The organism is Streptomyces sp. NPDC048002 (assembly GCF_040653275.1).
Classification (GTDB): domain Bacteria; phylum Actinomycetota; class Actinomycetes; order Streptomycetales; family Streptomycetaceae; genus Streptomyces.
On record NZ_JBEZNL010000002.1, the window covers coordinates 53512 to 70253 of the forward strand.

The 16742-nt window shown below is 73.8% G+C and carries 15 protein-coding genes; 5 read left to right on the forward strand and 10 right to left on the reverse strand.

All coding sequences use genetic code 11. The features are described 5' to 3' along the window. Positions 1-47: 47 nt before the first annotated feature. The 6 genes from AB0E07_RS03260 to AB0E07_RS03285 all read right to left on the reverse strand — a co-directional run bounded on the left by AB0E07_RS03260 (position 48) and on the right by AB0E07_RS03285 (position 5263). Positions 48-1325: a hypothetical protein gene (locus AB0E07_RS03260; protein WP_362245870.1), complete on the reverse strand. Its 1278-nt coding sequence runs from the start codon at positions 1323-1325 to the stop codon at positions 48-50. Beyond that, positions 1322-2389 (reverse strand): hypothetical protein, encoded by a 1068-nt coding sequence (locus AB0E07_RS03265; protein ID WP_362245872.1) that lies wholly within the window; start codon positions 2387-2389, stop codon positions 1322-1324. Before AB0E07_RS03265 ends, AB0E07_RS03260 begins: the two co-directional genes overlap by 4 nt. Continuing rightward, complete coding sequence (locus AB0E07_RS03270) at positions 2386-3207, reverse strand: hypothetical protein (RefSeq protein WP_362245874.1); 822 nt, start codon at positions 3205-3207, stop codon at positions 2386-2388. Before AB0E07_RS03270 ends, AB0E07_RS03265 begins: the two co-directional genes overlap by 4 nt. A gap of 28 nt (positions 3208-3235) precedes the next feature. Next, positions 3236-3949, reverse strand: a complete 714-nt coding sequence (locus tag AB0E07_RS03275) for an LPXTG cell wall anchor domain-containing protein (RefSeq protein ID WP_362245876.1) — start codon at positions 3947-3949, stop codon at positions 3236-3238. Positions 3950-4151: 202 nt separating this feature from the next. Further along, positions 4152-4667, reverse strand: a complete 516-nt coding sequence (locus AB0E07_RS03280; RefSeq protein ID WP_362245878.1) for an ATP-binding protein — start codon at positions 4665-4667, stop codon at positions 4152-4154. A 218-nt stretch (positions 4668-4885) separates the two neighbouring features. Then, positions 4886-5263 (reverse strand): STAS domain-containing protein, encoded by a 378-nt coding sequence (locus AB0E07_RS03285; protein ID WP_362245880.1) that lies wholly within the window; start codon positions 5261-5263, stop codon positions 4886-4888. 239 nt (positions 5264-5502) lie between these two features. Between AB0E07_RS03285 and AB0E07_RS03290 the strand changes: the two genes are divergently transcribed. Then, positions 5503-6408, forward strand: a complete 906-nt coding sequence (locus tag AB0E07_RS03290; RefSeq protein ID WP_362245882.1) for an RNA polymerase sigma factor SigF — start codon at positions 5503-5505, stop codon at positions 6406-6408. 183 nt (positions 6409-6591) lie between these two features. Further along, positions 6592-8100, forward strand: a complete 1509-nt coding sequence (locus tag AB0E07_RS03295; protein ID WP_362245884.1) for an RICIN domain-containing protein — start codon at positions 6592-6594, stop codon at positions 8098-8100. A gap of 84 nt (positions 8101-8184) precedes the next feature. Here AB0E07_RS03295 and hutI read toward each other — a convergent pair whose 3' ends face one another. From hutI to hutU, 4 genes are all read right to left on the reverse strand, one after another. Beyond that, positions 8185-9357 carry an imidazolonepropionase gene (gene hutI / locus AB0E07_RS03300; RefSeq protein WP_362245886.1) on the reverse strand — a complete coding sequence of 391 codons (1173 nt, stop codon included), beginning with the start codon at positions 9355-9357 and terminating at the stop codon, positions 8185-8187. A gap of 20 nt (positions 9358-9377) precedes the next feature. After that, positions 9378-10718, reverse strand: coding sequence for a formimidoylglutamate deiminase (locus AB0E07_RS03305; RefSeq protein ID WP_362246796.1), 1341 nt, complete (start codon positions 10716-10718; stop codon positions 9378-9380). Continuing rightward, on the reverse strand, positions 10709-11911 hold the full coding sequence (locus AB0E07_RS03310; protein ID WP_362245888.1) for an allantoate amidohydrolase: 1203 nt from the start codon (positions 11909-11911) through the stop codon (positions 10709-10711). The genes AB0E07_RS03305 and AB0E07_RS03310 overlap by 10 nt, the downstream gene beginning before the upstream one ends. 131 nt (positions 11912-12042) lie before the next feature. Continuing rightward, positions 12043-13761 carry a urocanate hydratase gene (hutU, locus tag AB0E07_RS03315; protein WP_362245890.1) on the reverse strand — a complete coding sequence of 573 codons (1719 nt, stop codon included), beginning with the start codon at positions 13759-13761 and terminating at the stop codon, positions 12043-12045. 147 nt (positions 13762-13908) lie between these two features. Between hutU and AB0E07_RS03320 the strand changes: the two genes are divergently transcribed. The 3 genes from AB0E07_RS03320 (at position 13909) to AB0E07_RS03330 (ending at position 16740) form a co-directional block, all read left to right on the forward strand. Continuing rightward, positions 13909-15288: a diaminopimelate decarboxylase gene (locus AB0E07_RS03320; RefSeq protein WP_362245892.1), complete on the forward strand. Its 1380-nt coding sequence runs from the start codon at positions 13909-13911 to the stop codon at positions 15286-15288. Positions 15289-15457: 169 nt separating this feature from the next. Continuing rightward, positions 15458-15868 (forward strand): hypothetical protein, encoded by a 411-nt coding sequence (locus AB0E07_RS03325; RefSeq protein ID WP_362245894.1) that lies wholly within the window; start codon positions 15458-15460, stop codon positions 15866-15868. Beyond that, a complete protein-coding gene (locus AB0E07_RS03330) occupies positions 15865-16740 on the forward strand; it encodes a transcriptional regulator (RefSeq protein ID WP_362245896.1) in 876 nt (291 codons plus the stop codon). The genes AB0E07_RS03325 and AB0E07_RS03330 overlap by 4 nt, the downstream gene beginning before the upstream one ends. Positions 16741-16742 lie beyond the last annotated feature (2 nt).

Here is a 16742-nt window from a genome sequence, read left to right on the forward strand (position 1 = left end):
GGGGCCGCCGCGACCCTCCCGGGTCGTGGCGGCCCCGTCGCCGTTCGTCAGCGTGCCCTTCGCCCCGGCAGGAAGGTGAAGACGGCCGCCCCGAGCAGCACCGCCGTCCCGGCCACCAGCCCCAGCGCCTTGAGGGCGCCGTCGTTCCCGGCGCCCGTGTCCGCGAGCCCGCCGCCCGAGGCCGTACCGCCGCCCGCGGCACCGCCCGCCGTGCCGGTGGAGCCCGCCGTGCCGGTGGAGCCGCCGCCCGACGCGCCGCCCTCCTGCTCGGTCGTGTCGAGGGTCAGGGAGACCTCGGACTTCTCGGGGGTGCAGGTCGTCGTGGTGCCCAGCGCCTCGATGGTCAGCACACCCGGGGAGAGCGTCGACTGGCCGCTGGCGCCCGGCTTGTAGGTGCCCTTGAGGTCCGGGATCTCCATCGGATCGCCCGACTTGATCGGCTCGGCGTTCATCGGCCCCTCCACGTGGACGGTGCCCGTGTCGGCGCCGCCGAGGGCCACCTCCATGGACGGCTTGACCGAGTCCGCGGGGATGTCGGCGGGGCTGTCCATCACCGACTTCTTGAACTGCACCGTCAGGTCGAAGCTGCCGCCGTTCTTCCTCGCGTCGATCTGCACGGGCGAGGTCGCGTCCTTGTCGCCGATGGGCGTCTTGCAGGCGTAGGCGACCTGGACCTCCTTGCCGGTGAAGTCGGTCTGCCCGCCGCCGGCACTCTCGGACGGGGACGGCGAGGGGCTCGGCGTGTTGCTGGGCGTGGTGCTCGGCGTCGGGTCGGGCGTCGGCTCCGACGGGCTCCCGTCCCCGGCCGCCACCGTGATCGTCGCCGCCGACCGCACGGCCTCCTCGGGCGTGCACCTGGTCCGCGTCGACATGGCGTCGATGGCGTACGCGTCCGGCGTCAGCGTCACCTCGCCGGGCGCCGTCAGCTTCAGCGTGCCCTTCATGGCGGAGAGCACCATGGCGCCCCCCTTGGGGATGGCCGGGTTCTCCCGCGGACCGCTCATCGCGAGGTCCGCGGTCTGCGCCCCGGCCGCCTTGAGCGTGCCGCTCGGCTGCACCGAGTCCGCGGGCAGGTCGATGAGGTCGGGGTTCTTCGAGGCGGCCTGGACGAAGGTCCACACCACCTCGACCTCGTCGCCCACCTTCGCCGTCGCGGGGGCGGTGATCTCCACCTTCGTGGTGCCCTGGACCGGCGGCAGCCCCGAGATCGACGGCGGCACGCACTCGGTCGCGTACGACACCTCGGCGGCCCGGGCCGGACCGGCGGCCAGACCCAGCAGCACCGCCGCCGCCACGGCCGGTATGACTCTCCTTCGCTTGCTCACGCAGTTCCCTTCCTGGTGGGAGTCGCGGGACTCGTCGGACTGTCGTCGTGCGGTGCGGAGAGCCGGCCCGCCGTGCCCGGATCGGCGTCCGGGGTGAACCACGGCAGGGTCGAGGAAACGGAGTGCCTGGCCTCCTGGCGGGGCTTCAGCCCGGGGAGGCGCAGGGCGAGCGCGGAGAGCCGCGGCGGGCGGCGCCGGGCCCGCGGCCGGGGCCGTATCCGGTCCACGGCCGCCATCCCGGCGCGGAACACCGCGGCCGGCACGACCAGGCAGACCAGGATCCAGAACAGGGTCACGCCCCAGGGACGGCCCACGCCCCAGGGCTGCTCGGCCATCACCTTGCCGCCGTACTTCAGCGAGACGGTGTAGTCGCCGTGCGCGCCGGCGGCCAGTTCGACGGGCAGCTCGACGCGCGCCTTCCCGCCGGGCCGGATCGTGCCGCGCCACTGCTGTTCCTGCCACTCGGGGGCGAACACGCCGTGCGAGGTGCCGACTTGGAACACCGGGTTCCGCACCGCCGCGGTGCCGACGTTGCCGACGGTGAAGACCAGGGTCCGGGCGGGCGGGGCGCCGAACCAGGTGAGCAGTCCTCCGGAGCCGTCCAGCCGGGTGTCGGTGAGGACGGACAGCCGGCCCCCGGAGGCGTCCGCGGGCAGCGGCTCGACGGCGTGCCCGGCCACCTGGAACGCCGCGTCGGCCTCGGCCCGCGCGCCCTGGACCGTGGCCACGTGCACCACGCAGGGGCAGGGCACCGGCGGTTCGGCCACCGGCAGCCTCCGGCTGAACCGGCCCTCGGCGTCGGTCGTCACGGCCCGGCCGTCGGCGTTGGCGCAGGAGTCGGTGCCCCCGGTCACCCCCGTGGCGGGCACCGACTGCCCGCAGACCAGGATCATCAGCAGCGCGCGCGGCCGCCAGCCCTCCCCGGTGACGGTGATCGAACCGCCGGTGCCCGCCTGCGACTCGGAGAGTTCGACGGTGGGCGGGTCGGCCGCGGCGGCGGGCGCCGGAAGCAGCGCCAGGAGCAGCAGTACGAGCAGCGCCGAGGTCCCCGTCCGTCCGCTCACCGCACCGCTCCCCTCGACTCGACGTCCGTACAAGGTGGTTCGCCCGCGATACGGGTACGGCGCCCCCGTCGCCGTACGGCCAGGGCGAGGCAGGCCGCCGCTCCCGCGCCGCTCGCGACCGGCACCCACGGCACGGACCGGGCCGACACCCGGGCGGTGTCGTGGGCCCCTCCCCCGGCGGTCACCGTCAGACGGAGGGTCGTCGCGTCGAGCGGCGGGCGGTCGGGCCACGGCTCGGTGAGCTTCACCCGGCGGCCCGGCGGGAGTTCGACGGGCAGGGTGCGCGCGGGGCGGTCCAGGACCGCGCCGAACAGTCCGTCGGCGCGGACGGCGAGGCGCGGGACGAGCGGGGTGGTGCCGCGGTTGACGATCTCGTAGGCGATGCGGTCGCCGCGTACGCGCACCCGTTCGACCGTCAGCGCGGACAGCCGCGGGACCCTGGCCCGCAGGTGCAGGGCGACCCGCTGGGTGCGGCCGTCCGGGGCGCGGGCGGTGATGCCCGCCGAGCGGTCGGTGTCCGGGACGGTCACCGTGAACGGGACGTCGGCGCGGGTGCGGGCCGGGACGCGGACCTCGGAGCGGGCGAAGGCGATGCGCGCGCCGGCGCCGGTGAGCCGGACGGTGACCGCACGGCCGCCCCGGTTGGTCACCGACACGGTGTCCGACCGGACCGCCCCGGGCGCGCCCTCGGCGTAGAGGAAGGGGCGCCCGCCGCCGGCCGGCGCGACGGACCAGGTCGCGTCGGCGGCGGCCGCGGGTGGCGCGGCCGCCAGCAGGAGCAGCAGGGCGGGGGGCAGGACACGCGCGGTCAGGGACATCGGCGGCTCCAAGCGCGGTGCGGGATCGTCAGCGGCGTACCGTCCGGTGGCGTCGCGTCAGCCACAGCGCGCCCGCCGCGCCCGTGAGGAGCACGGTGCCGCCGAGGGTGCCGAGGGCGACCGCGGAGTCCATGGGGCCGGTCTGCGGGAGTTCGGAGCCGGTGTCGGATCCCGTGTCCGATCCGGTGTCCGAGCCTGATTCCGAGCCGCTCTGCGGGGTGCCTCCGCCGCTTGAGGCCTTGACGTCCAGGGTGAGCGCCGGTCCCGGGTTGTTGGACGGGGTGCAGGTGGTCGTGGTGCCGAGCGCCTTGATGGTGAGCACCCCGGGGGTGAAGGTGACCTTGCCGGACTTCTTCGGGGTCCAGGTGCCGGTGAGGTCGTTGATCTTGATGGGGGTGTCGGCGGGGATCGCCTCCTGGTTGGCCGGGCCGGTCACCGTGAGCGTGCCGCTCCCGGCGCCGCCCAGCTTGATGGTGGCGCTCGGGTTCATCGCGCCCTTGCCCAGCTCGACCGGGCTGGAGGAGACGCCCTTCTGCCAGGACATGGTGATCCTGTATCCGCCGCCGCTCTCGACGCCCTTGATGTCGATGGGCGATACGGCGCTCTTGTCACCGATCGGCGTCTTGCACTGGTAGTTGACGTCGACGACCTCGGCCCGGGCCGCGGGGGCGGCCATGAGCACCGCCGAGCCGGCCAGGGCCGCGACGGACGCGAGCGCGGCGGTTCGATTCCGGTACGACACGGTTCCGCTCCCTCTCGATTCCTGACGGCACATCAGATCGGGCCGTCAAGGTACGCCCGGGGCCGAAAGGAGGGAAGACACGGTGCGCGCCGGAGTTGTGACGATCCGACGCGCACGGAAGAGGGGCGGAAGGGAGTTCGAACGGGGGTGACGACCAGGGGGTGACCCGGAGTAACACCGGGCACTCCGCGGAGGGGACCGCTCAGGCGGGGGCGCCGAGTTCGGCCCAGACCGTCTTGCCGGTGACGCCCGGGGTCCGTACGACCCCCCAGTCCATGCAGAGCCGCTGCACGATGAACATCCCGTGGCCGCCGGGGCGGCTCGCGCGGTGCGGGGTGCGCGGCGCGGGCTGGCCGGCGCCGCGGTCGGAGACCTCCAGGCGGATCACCTTGTTGTCGCAGGTGATCCGGAGGCGGTCCGGTCCCCCGGCGTGCAGGCAGGCGTTGGTGACCAGCTCGGAGACGACGAGCAGGACGTCCTCCGCGGCGGCCCGCCGGTCCGCGGCCTCGGCCGGCAGCCAGCCCCAGGCGTACAGGGCCTGGCGGGTGAAGTCGCGGGCGAGCGGCACGACACCACTCTCGCCCTCGAGGTTCAGGACACGGATCTGCCCGCCCGCCGTCGGCTCGGACGGCACGTCCGGGCTCCCGTCGGACACCCCGGAAGCGCCGCTGGGCTCGGGGCCGCGGTCGCCCGGCGAGTAGGGCCGGGTGGTGCTCATCAGCGCTTCACCTCACCGATTCACCAGTTCGCAATGGAAGAAAGTCAGTACGCGGATCCGGTCGGGCTCCTCGCCGCCTCGGCGGCGACCCGTTCAGGATGTCTCCTGCCCGGGCGGACCGGCGGAACACCCCCGGATTCGGCACGAATCGCGTGACGTCCAGAGAGCGACGTTCCAGAAGGGGCCTCGGAGGCGGTCCGCAGGACCGCGGGCCCGGCTCAGTCGGCCTCGCCGGCCAGCGCGGATTCAAGGCTGTCATGAACGGTGAACACCGCCTCCGCCCCAGTGATCTCGAACACCCGGGCGACAACCGGCTGCATCGCCGCGAGGTGCACTCCACCACCGGCCGCCTCCGCCTTGAGGCGGGCGCCGAGCAGCACGTTGAGCCCCGTGGAGTCGCAGAAGTCCAGCCGGGCGCAGTCGACCACCAGTCGACTGAACCCCTTGCCGAGGCAGTCCTCAAGGGGCTCGCGCAAGAGATCGGCGGTGTGGTGATCCAACTCACCCACCGGGATCACGACGGCGCTGGAGCCCTCTTCCCGTACCTCCACCAGAAGCCGGCCGGACTGTGCGCTGCCGACTGTCCCGCGGTCCATGCCGTCTCTCACTCCTGACGTGGCGACTGTGACTGACGCCCTCGAACACTACGCCTTCTCTGGACCCTTCGACACCCGAACAACCACCCAGAAACGGACATTTCACCACAAGAAGCACTTGCGATGGGCTCGGGAAAACGGGTAGGGCTAGTAGAGACACGTAAACCGACACGGCCGGCTTTGGAGGCGCCGCACACCGCAGTGCACGCACAGGCTTCGGCAGCCATATGCCGAGAACGATGGAGGACATCATGTCACCCCGGATCGACGCACCGCATACCCACGAGGCGACGTCGACATCTGCCCCGGAACAGCTGGATCCCATCGAGCAGGACGACGTACTCGCCGACCTGCCGGACATCCCCCCGTACGACGAGGTGGGACCGGTGGACGCGAGGGCCCTGTCCAAGACCCTCTTCGCGCGGCTCGAGTCGCTGGAGGAAGGGACCCACGACTACGCGTACGTCCGCAACACGCTCGTCGAACTCAACCTCGCGCTGGTCAAGTTCGCCGCCTCCCGGTTCCGCTCGCGCAGCGAGCCCATGGAGGACATCATCCAGGTCGGCACCATCGGCCTGATCAAGGCGATCGACCGCTTCGAACTCAGCCGCGGAGTCGAGTTCCCCACCTTCGCGATGCCCACCATCATGGGCGAGATCAAGCGCTTCTTCCGGGACACCTCCTGGTCCGTACGCGTCCCGCGCCGGCTCCAGGAACTCCGGCTCGACCTGGCCAAGGCGGGCGACGAACTCGCCCAGAAGCTCGACCGCGCCCCGACGGTGGCCGAGCTCGCCGAACGGCTCGGGCTGACCAACGAAGAGATCGTCGAAGGCATGGCGGCGTCGAACGCCTACACCGCCTCCTCGCTGGACGCACAGCCGGACGACGACGACGCCGAGGGCGCGCTCGCCGACCGGATCGGCTACGAGGACCACGGACTCGAAGGCATCGAGTACATCGAGTCGTTGAAGCCGCTCATCGCCGAACTCCCGTCCCGGGACCGCACGATCCTGTCGCTGCGGTTCGTCGCGTGCATGACCCAGTCGGAGATCGGCGAGGAACTGGGCATCTCCCAGATGCACGTCTCGCGCCTGCTGTCGCGGACCCTGGTGAAGCTGCGCAAGGGCCTGACCGTCGAGGAGTGACGGCACCCTCCGCACCACCCCGCAGGACCTGTCGAGCGGCCCGGACCCCTGGTGGACCGGGCCGCTCGGCTTTTCCTTGGCCCCGCTGTGAGTTACCGGCGGAAACTCTTTCCCCGCGGCCCCTCGTCCATCACTATGTGCGGTCATACCCGCCGGTAGGTACGGGCTGCGAGGAGGCAGTTGATGGCGTGGGCCGACGAGAGCGACGCACGGCTGACGGAGCTGCTGCGCGGTGACTCCGCCACCGCGTACACGGCGCTCCAGGAGCTGCGCGCCCGTCACCGGCCCGCCGTGCTGGAGTACGCGCGCCTCTGTGCCACCGGCGACTCCGTGGCGCGGCAGCTGGCGGGTCAGGTGTTCACCCTCGCGGCCCGCGAGACCTCCCGCGGTATCGACCCCGGCGGCCCCTGGCGGCACCGGCTCCTGCTGCTGACCGGGCGGCTGGCCGCCTCCTGGGCCGCCGACGAACGGGCGGCCGGTCTGGACCCGGGGCTGCTGCTGGTGCTGAGCACGGCGGGCGAGGCAGGACCCGTACCGCCCATGCTGGGCGCGTTCCAGTCGCTGAGCGCCCGCGAGCAGGGCGTGCTCTGGTACGCCGTCGTGGAGCGCGAACCGGACGCCCGTACCGCCGCCTACGCCGGCATCACCCCCGAGGACGTGCCCCGGGACACGGGCGCGGCGCTCCAGCGCCTGGGCCGGGCCTGTCTGCGCGCCCGGCTGGCCGCGTCCGCCGACCCCGACTGCCGCGACTTCCACCGGCTGATCGAGGAGTCGGTACGGCCGGACGGCCCGCGCGCGAGCACCGATCTGCACGCGCACATGGCGCGCTGCGGAACCTGCACGTCCGCCCACGAGGAACTCTCCGCGCTGCGCGACGACCCGCGCCGGGCCCTGGGCGAGGGGCTGCTGCCGTGGGCCGGCCCGTCCTACGTACGGGACGAGCCGCCACCCCCGCCGGCCGAACGGCGCCCGGCCACCGCGGGACTGCGGCTGTCCCGGCGCTTCGCGCTGATGTCGGCGGCGCTCGGCGTGGCGCTGGCGCCGCTGCTGGTCCTCCTGGTCACGCAGTCCGGGGCGTCACCCCGGGACGGGGAACCGGTGGCCTCCGCGGACGGTCCGGCGGGCCCGCCGCGGGTGACGGTCACGGCCACGGTGTCGGCGACGCCGTCGCCCTCCCCGTCGGCCGCGTCCACGTCGACGTCACCGTCTCCGAGCCGGAGTTCGGCAGCGCCCTCCCGCACGCCCAGCGCCTCGCCCACGCCGACGCCGACGCCCACACCCGCGCACCGGCCGCCCGGTGCCGCGTACGCGCGCGTGGTCAACGTCTCCAGCGGGCTGTGCCTGGACGTCCGCGACGGCGACTTCGCCAAGGGCACGGACGTCGTCACGGCGCCCTGTACGTCCTCCCCCACCCAGGTGTGGCGGGTCGACTCCGGTCGCGGGGTGGTGCAGTCGTCCGCCGATCCCGACTTCTGCCTGGACAGCCGGGGTTCGGTGGAGCGGGGTGTCGGGATCTGGGAGTGCGACTCTGTGGACGGCGACAACGGGCAGAACCTGCGGTTCGCGGTCGACTCGCAGGGGATCGTCCGCCCGGGGATCGCCCCCGGCCACGCGGTGACCCCGGCCGGCGGCGACACGGTGGCGCTGGCGCCGGAGACCGGCGGTGCCGGGCAGCGGTGGCGGGCGGGGTGAGCGGGGCGGTCCCGGGGTGAGCGAGCCGGGGTGAGCGGACCGGGTTCACCGGGTGGCCGGGACGGGTGAGCGGGGACCTGGTGGTCAGACCTCGCGCACGCCCCTGCGCCAGACCCCGGCGACCAGCGGTACGCCCGGCCGGTAGGCCAGGTGCACATGGCTCGGCGCGTCCAGGAGGATCAGGTCGGCGCGGGCGCCCGGGGCGATCCGGCCGACGTCCGTGCGGCGCAGGGCCGCGGCGCCGCCCGCGGTGGCCGACCAGACCGCCTCGTCCGGGGTCATGCCCATGTCCCGCACCGCGAGGGCGACGCAGAACGGCACGGACGAGGTGAAGGACGAGCCCGGGTTGCAGTCGGTGGACAGCGCGACGGTGACCCCCGCGTCCAGCAGCCGCCGGGCGTCGGGCCACTCGGCGCGGGTGGAGAACTCGGCGCCGGGCAGCAGCGTGGCGACGGTGTTCCCGGCGGCCAGCGCGTCGACGTCGGCGTCGGTGAGGTGGGTGCAGTGGTCGGCGCTGGCCGCGTCGAGTTCCACGGCGAGCCGGACGCCGGGGCCGTAGGAGAGCTGGTTGGCGTGGACCCGGGGGTGCAGCCCCCTGGCCCTGCCCGCGGTGAGGACGGCGCGGGCCTGGTCGCCGTCGAAGGCGCCCTTCTCGCAGAACACGTCGATCCAGCGGGCGTGCGGGGCGCAGGCGTCCAGCATCTCGCCGGTGACCAGGGCGACATAGGCCGCCGGGTCGTCGGCGTAGTCCGGGGAGACGATGTGCGCGCCGAGGTAGGTGACCTCGTCGGTGTGCGCGGCGGCGATGCGCAGGGCGCGGGCCTCGTCCTCGGTGGTCAGGCCGTAGCCGGACTTGGTCTCGAAGGTCGTGGTGCCCTGGCGGAGGGCCTCGGCGAGGTAGCGGGTGAGGTTGGCCTCCAGCTCGGCGTCGGTGGCCGCCCGGGTCGCCGCGACCGTGGTGCGGATGCCGCCCGCGCTGTAGGAGCGGCCCGACATCCGGGCGTTGAACTCCTGCGTCCGGTCGCCCGCGAAGACCAGGTGGGAGTGGGAGTCCACGAAGCCCGGCAGGACGGCCCGGCCCCCGGCGTCGACCCGGTTGTCAGTGGGGGGTGCTTTGCTTGTTTCACCGGTCCACACGACCCGGTCGCCGTCGATGACGACGGCCGCGTCCTGGATCAGTCCGAGGGGGGAACGGTCGCCGAGGGAGGGGTCGTTGGTGACGAGTGCGGCGATGTTGGTGATGGCGGTGCTGCTCATGGCGTCCTCGTGGGTGGTCGTCAGGCGCGGAGGGCTTCGACCGCCCGCGACAGGGCTTGCGGCACATCGGGTACGAGCGTGTGGGCCCCGTCGCGCACGATGTGCCGGCCGGCCACGATCGTGTGCCGTACGTCCGCCGCGGTCGCCGCGAATACGGCCATCTCGGCGCCGAGCCTGGGCAGCGGCCCCGCCGTTCTGACCGAGTCCAGCGCGATCGTCGTGAAGTCGGCGCGGGCGCCCGCCTCCAGGGTGCCCAGGTCGTCCCGGCCCAGGGCCGCGTGGCCGTCGGCCGAGGCCGCCCGCAGGAGGGCCGCCGCCGTCCAGTGACCGCGGGTGCGGGTGCGCAGGCGCTCGTTCAGCTCCATCGCGCGCGCCTCTTCCAGCAGGTCGATCACGGCGTGGCTGTCGGAGCCGAGGGAGAGCGGGGAGCCCTCGTTCTGGAGGGCGACGGCCGGTCCGATGCCGTCCGCGAGGTCCCGCTCGGTGGTCGGGCACATGCAGGTGCCGGTGCCGCTGCCGCCGATCAGGGAGACGTCCTCGGCGGTGAGGTGGGTGTTGTGCACGCCGGTGGTGCGCGGCCCGAGGACGCCGTGGAGGGCCAGGAGCTGGGTGGGGGTGCAGCCGTGGACCTCCAGGCACGCCTCGTTCTCGGCGGTCTGCTCCGACAGGTGCACATGGAGCGGGGCCCGCCGCTCCTCGGCCCAGCGGGCCACGGTCTCCAACTGGTCGGCCGGCACGGCCCGTACGGAGTGGATCGCCGCTCCGATCCGTGCGTGATCCCGTTCCTTGAGAACTGAACAGCGTTCGGCCCAGGCGTCCGCGCTGCCGTCGGAGAAGCGCAGCTGGTGGGCGGTGGGCGGCTGTCCGAAGCCGGCGGAGAGGTAGGCGGTGTCGAGGAGGGTGATGCGGATGCCCGCGTCGGCCGCGGCGGCGATCAGGGCCTCGCCCATGGCGTTGGGGTCGGCGTAGCGGGTGCCGCCGGGGGCGTGGTGCAGGTAGTGGAACTCGCCGACGGCGGTGATCCCGGCGAGCGCCATCTCCGCGTACACGGCCCGCGCGAGGGCGTGGTAGCTGTCCGGGGTGAGCCGGTCGGCGGTGCGGTACATGACCTCGCGCCAGGTCCAGAAGGTGCCGGAGCCGACCTGGACGGTGCCGCGCAGGGCGCGGTGGAAGGCGTGCGAGTGGGCGTTGGCGAGCCCCGGGAGGGTGAGTCCGCGCAGGATCTCCGCGCCCGGCGGCGGGGCCGGGGTGCCGGTGCGGACGGCGGTGATACGGCCGTCCTGTACGTCCACGGCCACCTCCGGCTCGACATGGGTGCCGAGCCAGGCGTGCTCCAGCCAGTACGTCCGGGTCACGAGCAGGCCAGTCCTTCCAGTACGTCGGCGAGTGCCAGCACTCCGGCCACGCAGTCGTCCTCGGCAGCGAACTCGGCCGGGGAGTGCGAGACACCGGTGGGGTTGCGCACGAACAGCATGGCGGTGGGAACCGTCCCGGACAGGATCCCGGCGTCGTGTCCCGCGCCGGTGCCGAGGACGGGCACCTTCAGACCGGTGTCCTTGCCGAGCACACGGGCCAGTTCGTCGCGCAGGGCGTGGTCGAACTCGACGACGGGGGTGAAGGACTCCCGGACGACGTCGAGGGTGATGCCGTGGGCGTCGGCGTACTCCCGGGCGGCCCGCTCGATGCCGTCGACGACGGTGTCGAGGGTGGACTGGTCCTCGGCGCGCGAGTCCAGCCAGCCGCGCACCAGGGAGGGCACGGCGTTGACGCCGTTCGGCTCGACGGAGATCTTGCCGAAGGTGGCGACGGCACCGGCCAGTGCCGCCTCCCGGCGGGCGGCGAGCACGGTCTCGGCGTAGGACAGCATGGGGTCGCGCCGGTCCACGAGCCGGGTGGTGCCGGCGTGGTTGGCCTCGCCCCGGAAGTCGAACCGCCACCGGCCGTGCGGCCAGATGGCGCTGGCGACGCCGACCCGGTCGCCGCTCAGGTCCAGCGCCCGCCCCTGCTCCACATGGAGTTCGACGAAGGCGCCGATCCGGGAGAGCCGCTCGGGGTCCGGCCCGATGGCCTCGGGGTCGAGACCGGCGGCCTCCATGGCCCGGGGCAGGGTGATCCCGTCCCCGTCGGTGAGCAGGCAGGCGTCCGCCACGCTCAGCTGCCCCGCCGCGAGCCGCGATCCGACGCAGGCGAGGCCGAACCGGGCGCCCTCCTCGTCGCCGAAGTTGACGACGGCGACGGGCTTGGTGAACGTCACCCGCCGGGAGCGGAGTTCGTCCAGCGCGGCGAACGAGGAGACCACGCCGAGGGGCCCGTCGAAGGCGCCGCCGTCCGGCACGGAGTCCAGGTGCGAGCCGGTCACCACGGCGTCCCCGGCGGCGGGGTCGCCGAGCCAGGCCCACTGGTTGCCGTTGCGGTCCACCTCGTGGGCCAGGCCCCGCGACTCGGCCTGGGCCCGGAACCAGGCGCGGCACTCGGCGTCGGCGCCGGTCCAGGCGAAGCGCCGGTAGCCGCGGGAGTCGGCGTGCCGCCCGATGGGCAGCAGCTCACGCCACATGGCGTGGAACGAACCGCCGACCGGACCACCAGGCTGTGGGCGGTCGTTCCGCGCCGCGGAAGGGGTGGGCACAACCGGGCCCGCGCCCGAAGACGAGGCGCCCGCCCCCACCGGAGAGTTGCCGCTTTCCGTCACGCCGGGTCACCCTCGCGCATCGGCACCCGGACGCCCTTGTCGTCCGCCACCGACTCGGCGATGTCGTAGCCCGCGTCCACGTGCCGGATGACGCCCATGCCGGGGTCGTTGGTGAGGACCCGGCGGATCTTCTCCCCGGCCAGGGCGGTGCCGTCGGCGACCGTCACCTGCCCGGCGTGGAGGGAGCGGCCCATGCCGACGCCGCCGCCGTGGTGCAGGGAGACCCAGGAGGCGCCGGACGCCACGTTGACCATGGCGTTCAGCAGCGGCCAGTCGGCGATGGCGTCGGAGCCGTCGAGCATGGCCTCGGTCTCGCGGTAGGGCGAGGCGACGGAGCCGCAGTCGAGGTGGTCGCGGCCGATGGCGAGCGGGGCGACCAGCTCGCCGCTCGCGACCATGTCGTTGAAGCGCTCGCCGGCCTTGTCGCGCTCGCCGTAGCCGAGCCAGCAGATCCGGGCGGGCAGGCCCTGGAAGTGGACCCGCTCGCCGGCCAGCCGGATCCAGCGGGCGAGGGACTCGTTCTCCGGGAACAGGTCGAGGATCGCGCGGTCGGTCCTGGCGATGTCGGCCGGGTCGCCGGAGAGCGCAGCCCACCGGAAGGGGCCCTTGCCCTCGCAGAAGAGGGGGCGAATGTAGGCGGGGACGAAGCCGGGGAAGGCGAACGCCCGGTCGTATCCGGCCAGTTGTGCCTCGCCGCGGATGGAGTTGCCGTAGTCGAAGACCTCGGCGCCGGCGTCCATGAAGCCGACCATCGCCTCGACGTGCCGTGCCATGGACTCCCGTGCGCGGGTGGTGAACCCGGCCGGGTCCTTGGCCGCGTAGGAGGCCATGTCGTCGAAGTCGACGCCGACGGGCAGGTAGGCCAGCGGGTCGTGGGCGGAGGTCTGGTCGGTGACGATGTCGACGGGGGCGCCCTCGGCGAGCATCTGCGGCACCAGCTCCGCCGCGTTGCCGAGCAGGCCGATGGAGAGCGGGCGGCGGGCGTCCCGGGCCTCGACGGCGAGCCGGAGGGCGTGTTCCAGTGAGTCGGCGCGGACGTCCAGGTAGCGGTGCTCGATGCGCCGCTCGATGGCGCGGGGGTCGACGTCGACGCAGATCGCGACGCCGTCGTTCATGGTGACCGCGAGGGGCTGGGCGCCGCCCATGCCGCCGAGGCCGGCGGTGAGGGTGATCGTCCCGGCGAGGGTGCCGCCGAACTTCTTGGCGGCGACGGCGGCGAAGGTCTCGTAGGTGCCCTGGAGGATGCCCTGGGTGCCGATGTAGATCCAGGAACCGGCGGTCATCTGGCCGTACATGGTCAGGCCGAGCTGCTCCAGGCGGCGGAACTCCTCCCAGTTCGCCCAGTCGCCGACCAGGTTGGAGTTGGCGATCAGCACCCGCGGGGCCCACTCGTGGGTCTGCATGACGCCGACCGGGCGGCCGGACTGGACGAGCATCGTCTCGTCCTGCTTCAGCCCCTTCAGCGTGCGGACCATGGCGTCGAAGGAGCGCCAGTCGCGGGCGGCCTTGCCGGTGCCGCCGTAGACGACGAGTTGGTCGGGGTGTTCGGCGACCTCGGGGTCGAGGTTGTTCTGGAGCATCCGCAGGGCGGCCTCCTGCTGCCATCCCAGGGCGCTCAGTTCCGTACCGCGCGGGGCTCGTACGGGACCAGGGGGCGGCCCGTAGGGCCTCGTTTGAGGGCGGTGGCGGGAGACGGGCGGGCGGGGTCCTGACATGGGCTGCCTCCTCGCTGGAAGTACTGCTGCTATTCACATCCTGGCTTCCTGAATAGAACTAGTCAATACAGTGGTGCGCCAGCGCGGGCGCGCCTCGGATGTTTGTCTGGATACGTGGTCTCGGGGAACGTCACGACGGGGGCGGCGATGGACGGTGCGAAGGACATACGGACGGACGGCGGCGAGCGGGCCGCGCGCCGGGACGAGGCGGTGCGGGCCACCGTCGAGCGAGGGCTGCTGGGGCCGGACTCCCCCATCGCGGGCCTGCTCGACGTCACCGGCATCCGGGAGTCGGCGGCGGAGCTGCGGGCGGCGTTCGACGCGGTCACCGCGCCCGGCACCCCGGTGCTGCACGCCTTCGCCGTGAAGGCGACCCCGCTGGTGCCGGTCCTGCGGCTGCTGCACGAGTCGGGGATCGGGGCGGAGGTGGCGAGTCCGGGCGAGCTGGCGCTGGCCCGCGCGGCGGGGCTGCCGCCGGAGCGCACCGTGCTGGACTCGCCCGCGAAGACGCCCGCCGAGCTGCGCCAGGCGCTGGCGCTGGGCATCGCCGTCAACGCCGACAACCCCCAGGAGCTGGAGCGGCTCGACGCCCTGATGCGGTCGGCGCCGAGCCGCTCACCGCTCGGGATACGAATCAATCCGCAGGTGGGCGCGGGGGCCATCGGGGCGCTGTCGACGGCGACGGCCACCTCGAAGTTCGGCGTGGCGCTGCGCGACGAGGGCGCGCGGGAGTGGGTGGTGCGGGCGTACCTGGACCGCCCGTGGCTGACCCGGCTGCACACCCACACCGGTTCCCAGGGCGTGCCGCTGTCCCTGATGGCGCGGGGCGTGGCGGAGGCGTACGCGCTGGCCGAGGAGATCAACGGCCGGGCCGGGCGCCGGCAGATCGACACCCTCGACATCGGCGGCGGCCTGCCGGTGAACTTCTCCTCCGAGGTCACCACGCCGACGTACGCGCAGTACGCCCGGTTGCTGAGCGAGGCGGTACCGGGGCTGTTCGACGGCCGGTACGGACTGGTGACCGAGTTCGGCAGGTCGCTGCTGGCCGAGCACGGGACGGTGCTGGCCAGGGTGGAGTACACCAAGAGCGCGGGCGGACGGCCGGTCGCGGTGACGCACGCGGGCGTGCAGGTGGCGACCCGGACCGTGTACGCGCCGGGCGCCTGGCCGCTGCGGATCGCGGCGTACGACGCCAAGGGGCGGCCCAAGGCGGGGGCCGAGGTGGTGCAGGACGTGGCCGGGCCGGCCTGTTTCGCGGGCGACCTGCTGGCCGAGGGGCGGGCGCTGCCCGCGCTGGAGCCGGGGGACCTGGTGGCGGCGCTGGACACCGGCGCGTACTACTTCGCCCACCACTACGCGTACAACTCCCTGGCCCGGCCCGGGATTTACGGCTTCGTGCCGGACGGGTCGGGGGGTGTGGACTTCGCGACCGTGCGGGAGCCGCAGCGCCTGGAGTCGATCGTGGCCGAGTCCGGCGGGGCGCACGCCTCGGCCCTCACCACCCTCCGCGCACCCGGCCGCCCCTGACGCACTCCTGGGGAGCCGCGGTTCAACTGGTCCGTGAACAGGGTCAGTCGACCCACCTTAGTCATCCGCAGCATGTTCCACTGGAAAATGCCAGATCCCTCACCCGTCGCCCACACGTTGCGTAGTTTCGCTGTCACTCAGCCGAACCGCAGGCGGGAGGGGAAGCAGCGTGCCCGGAATCGACGAGTGTCTGCTGGAGGCCATGCAGCTGCCCGGGGCCAGGGGCGCTGCGCTGGTCGACTGGACCAGCGGACTGGCGCTGGGCACGGTCGGCGAGTCCCCGGGCGGCGACCCGGAGGCCAGCGCGGCGGAGGCGGCGGAGCTGGCCCGGCTGGCCGCCGAGCACCGGGCGTTCGCGCCCGCCGACGGCACCGCCCCCGAGGACCCCGGCGCGGAGACGGACCCCCCGGTCGAGGACCTGATCCTCAGCAACCGGGACAGCTACCACGTACTGCGCTTCGTGTGGACCTCGTTCGACAGCAGCGTGTTCCTGCATCTGTGGCTCGGCCGCGAGGAGGGCAACCTGGCGCTGGCCCGGATACGCCTCGGTGAACTGGCCGGACGGCTGGTGCTGGGATGACCACACTGCGCGCCGCCTCGGCCGCTCTGCCGCCCCGGCTGCCCGTACGGGACCGGAGCACCGCGGCCGAACGGACACCGCCGCGCGGACTGTCGCCGATGCTGAGCCGGCTCGCCGCCGAACGGGCCACCGGGGTCCTGCTGCGGGAACGGGGGACGCTGTACCTGTCGGAAGGCCGGGTGGTGCACGCCGAGAGCCCGGCCGCGCCAGGTCTGGACGTCCTGCTGACCGCGCACGGCACCCTCTCCAGCGCCGCCTGGCAGGACGCCGTGGCCCGCGCCGACGACCGGCACGGCGCGGCCCGGCTGCTGGTCGACAGCGGCCGGCTCAGCCCCGGCACCCTGGAGCTGTGCCACCTGGGCGCGCTGTACGACGCCGCCTACTTCGCCCTCGCGCCCAGCAGCACCCCGGGCCGCTTCCGTTACGGCACCGGGCACTGGCTGGGCCCGGTGCATCCGGTACCGGTGGACGCCGTGGAGCGCGAGACGCTGCGCCGCCGCGACCTGCTGCACCACATCTGGCCCGACCCGGACACCGACAGCGCCCCCCTGACCCGGGCCGACCCGCCCCCCGCGCTGCCCGCCCTCACCACCCGTCAGCAGGCGGTCGTGGCGCTGCTGGACGGGGTGCGCACGGCGACGGACATAGCGCGGGCGCTGGGCCGCCCGGCGTTCCACACGCTGGTGGACATACGGCGGCTGGCGGCGGCCGGGGTCCTCGCCGCCCGGTCCGTGCCGAGGGCGCCGGACCCGGTGGCCGCGCTGCCGCGGCTCCCCACCCGCCCCCGCCCGGCGCCCGCCGAGCGGCTGGCTCCCGACGACCCCGACGTCGCCCTGCTGAAGAGAGTCCGGGATGCGCTGGAGGCCCTTTGACC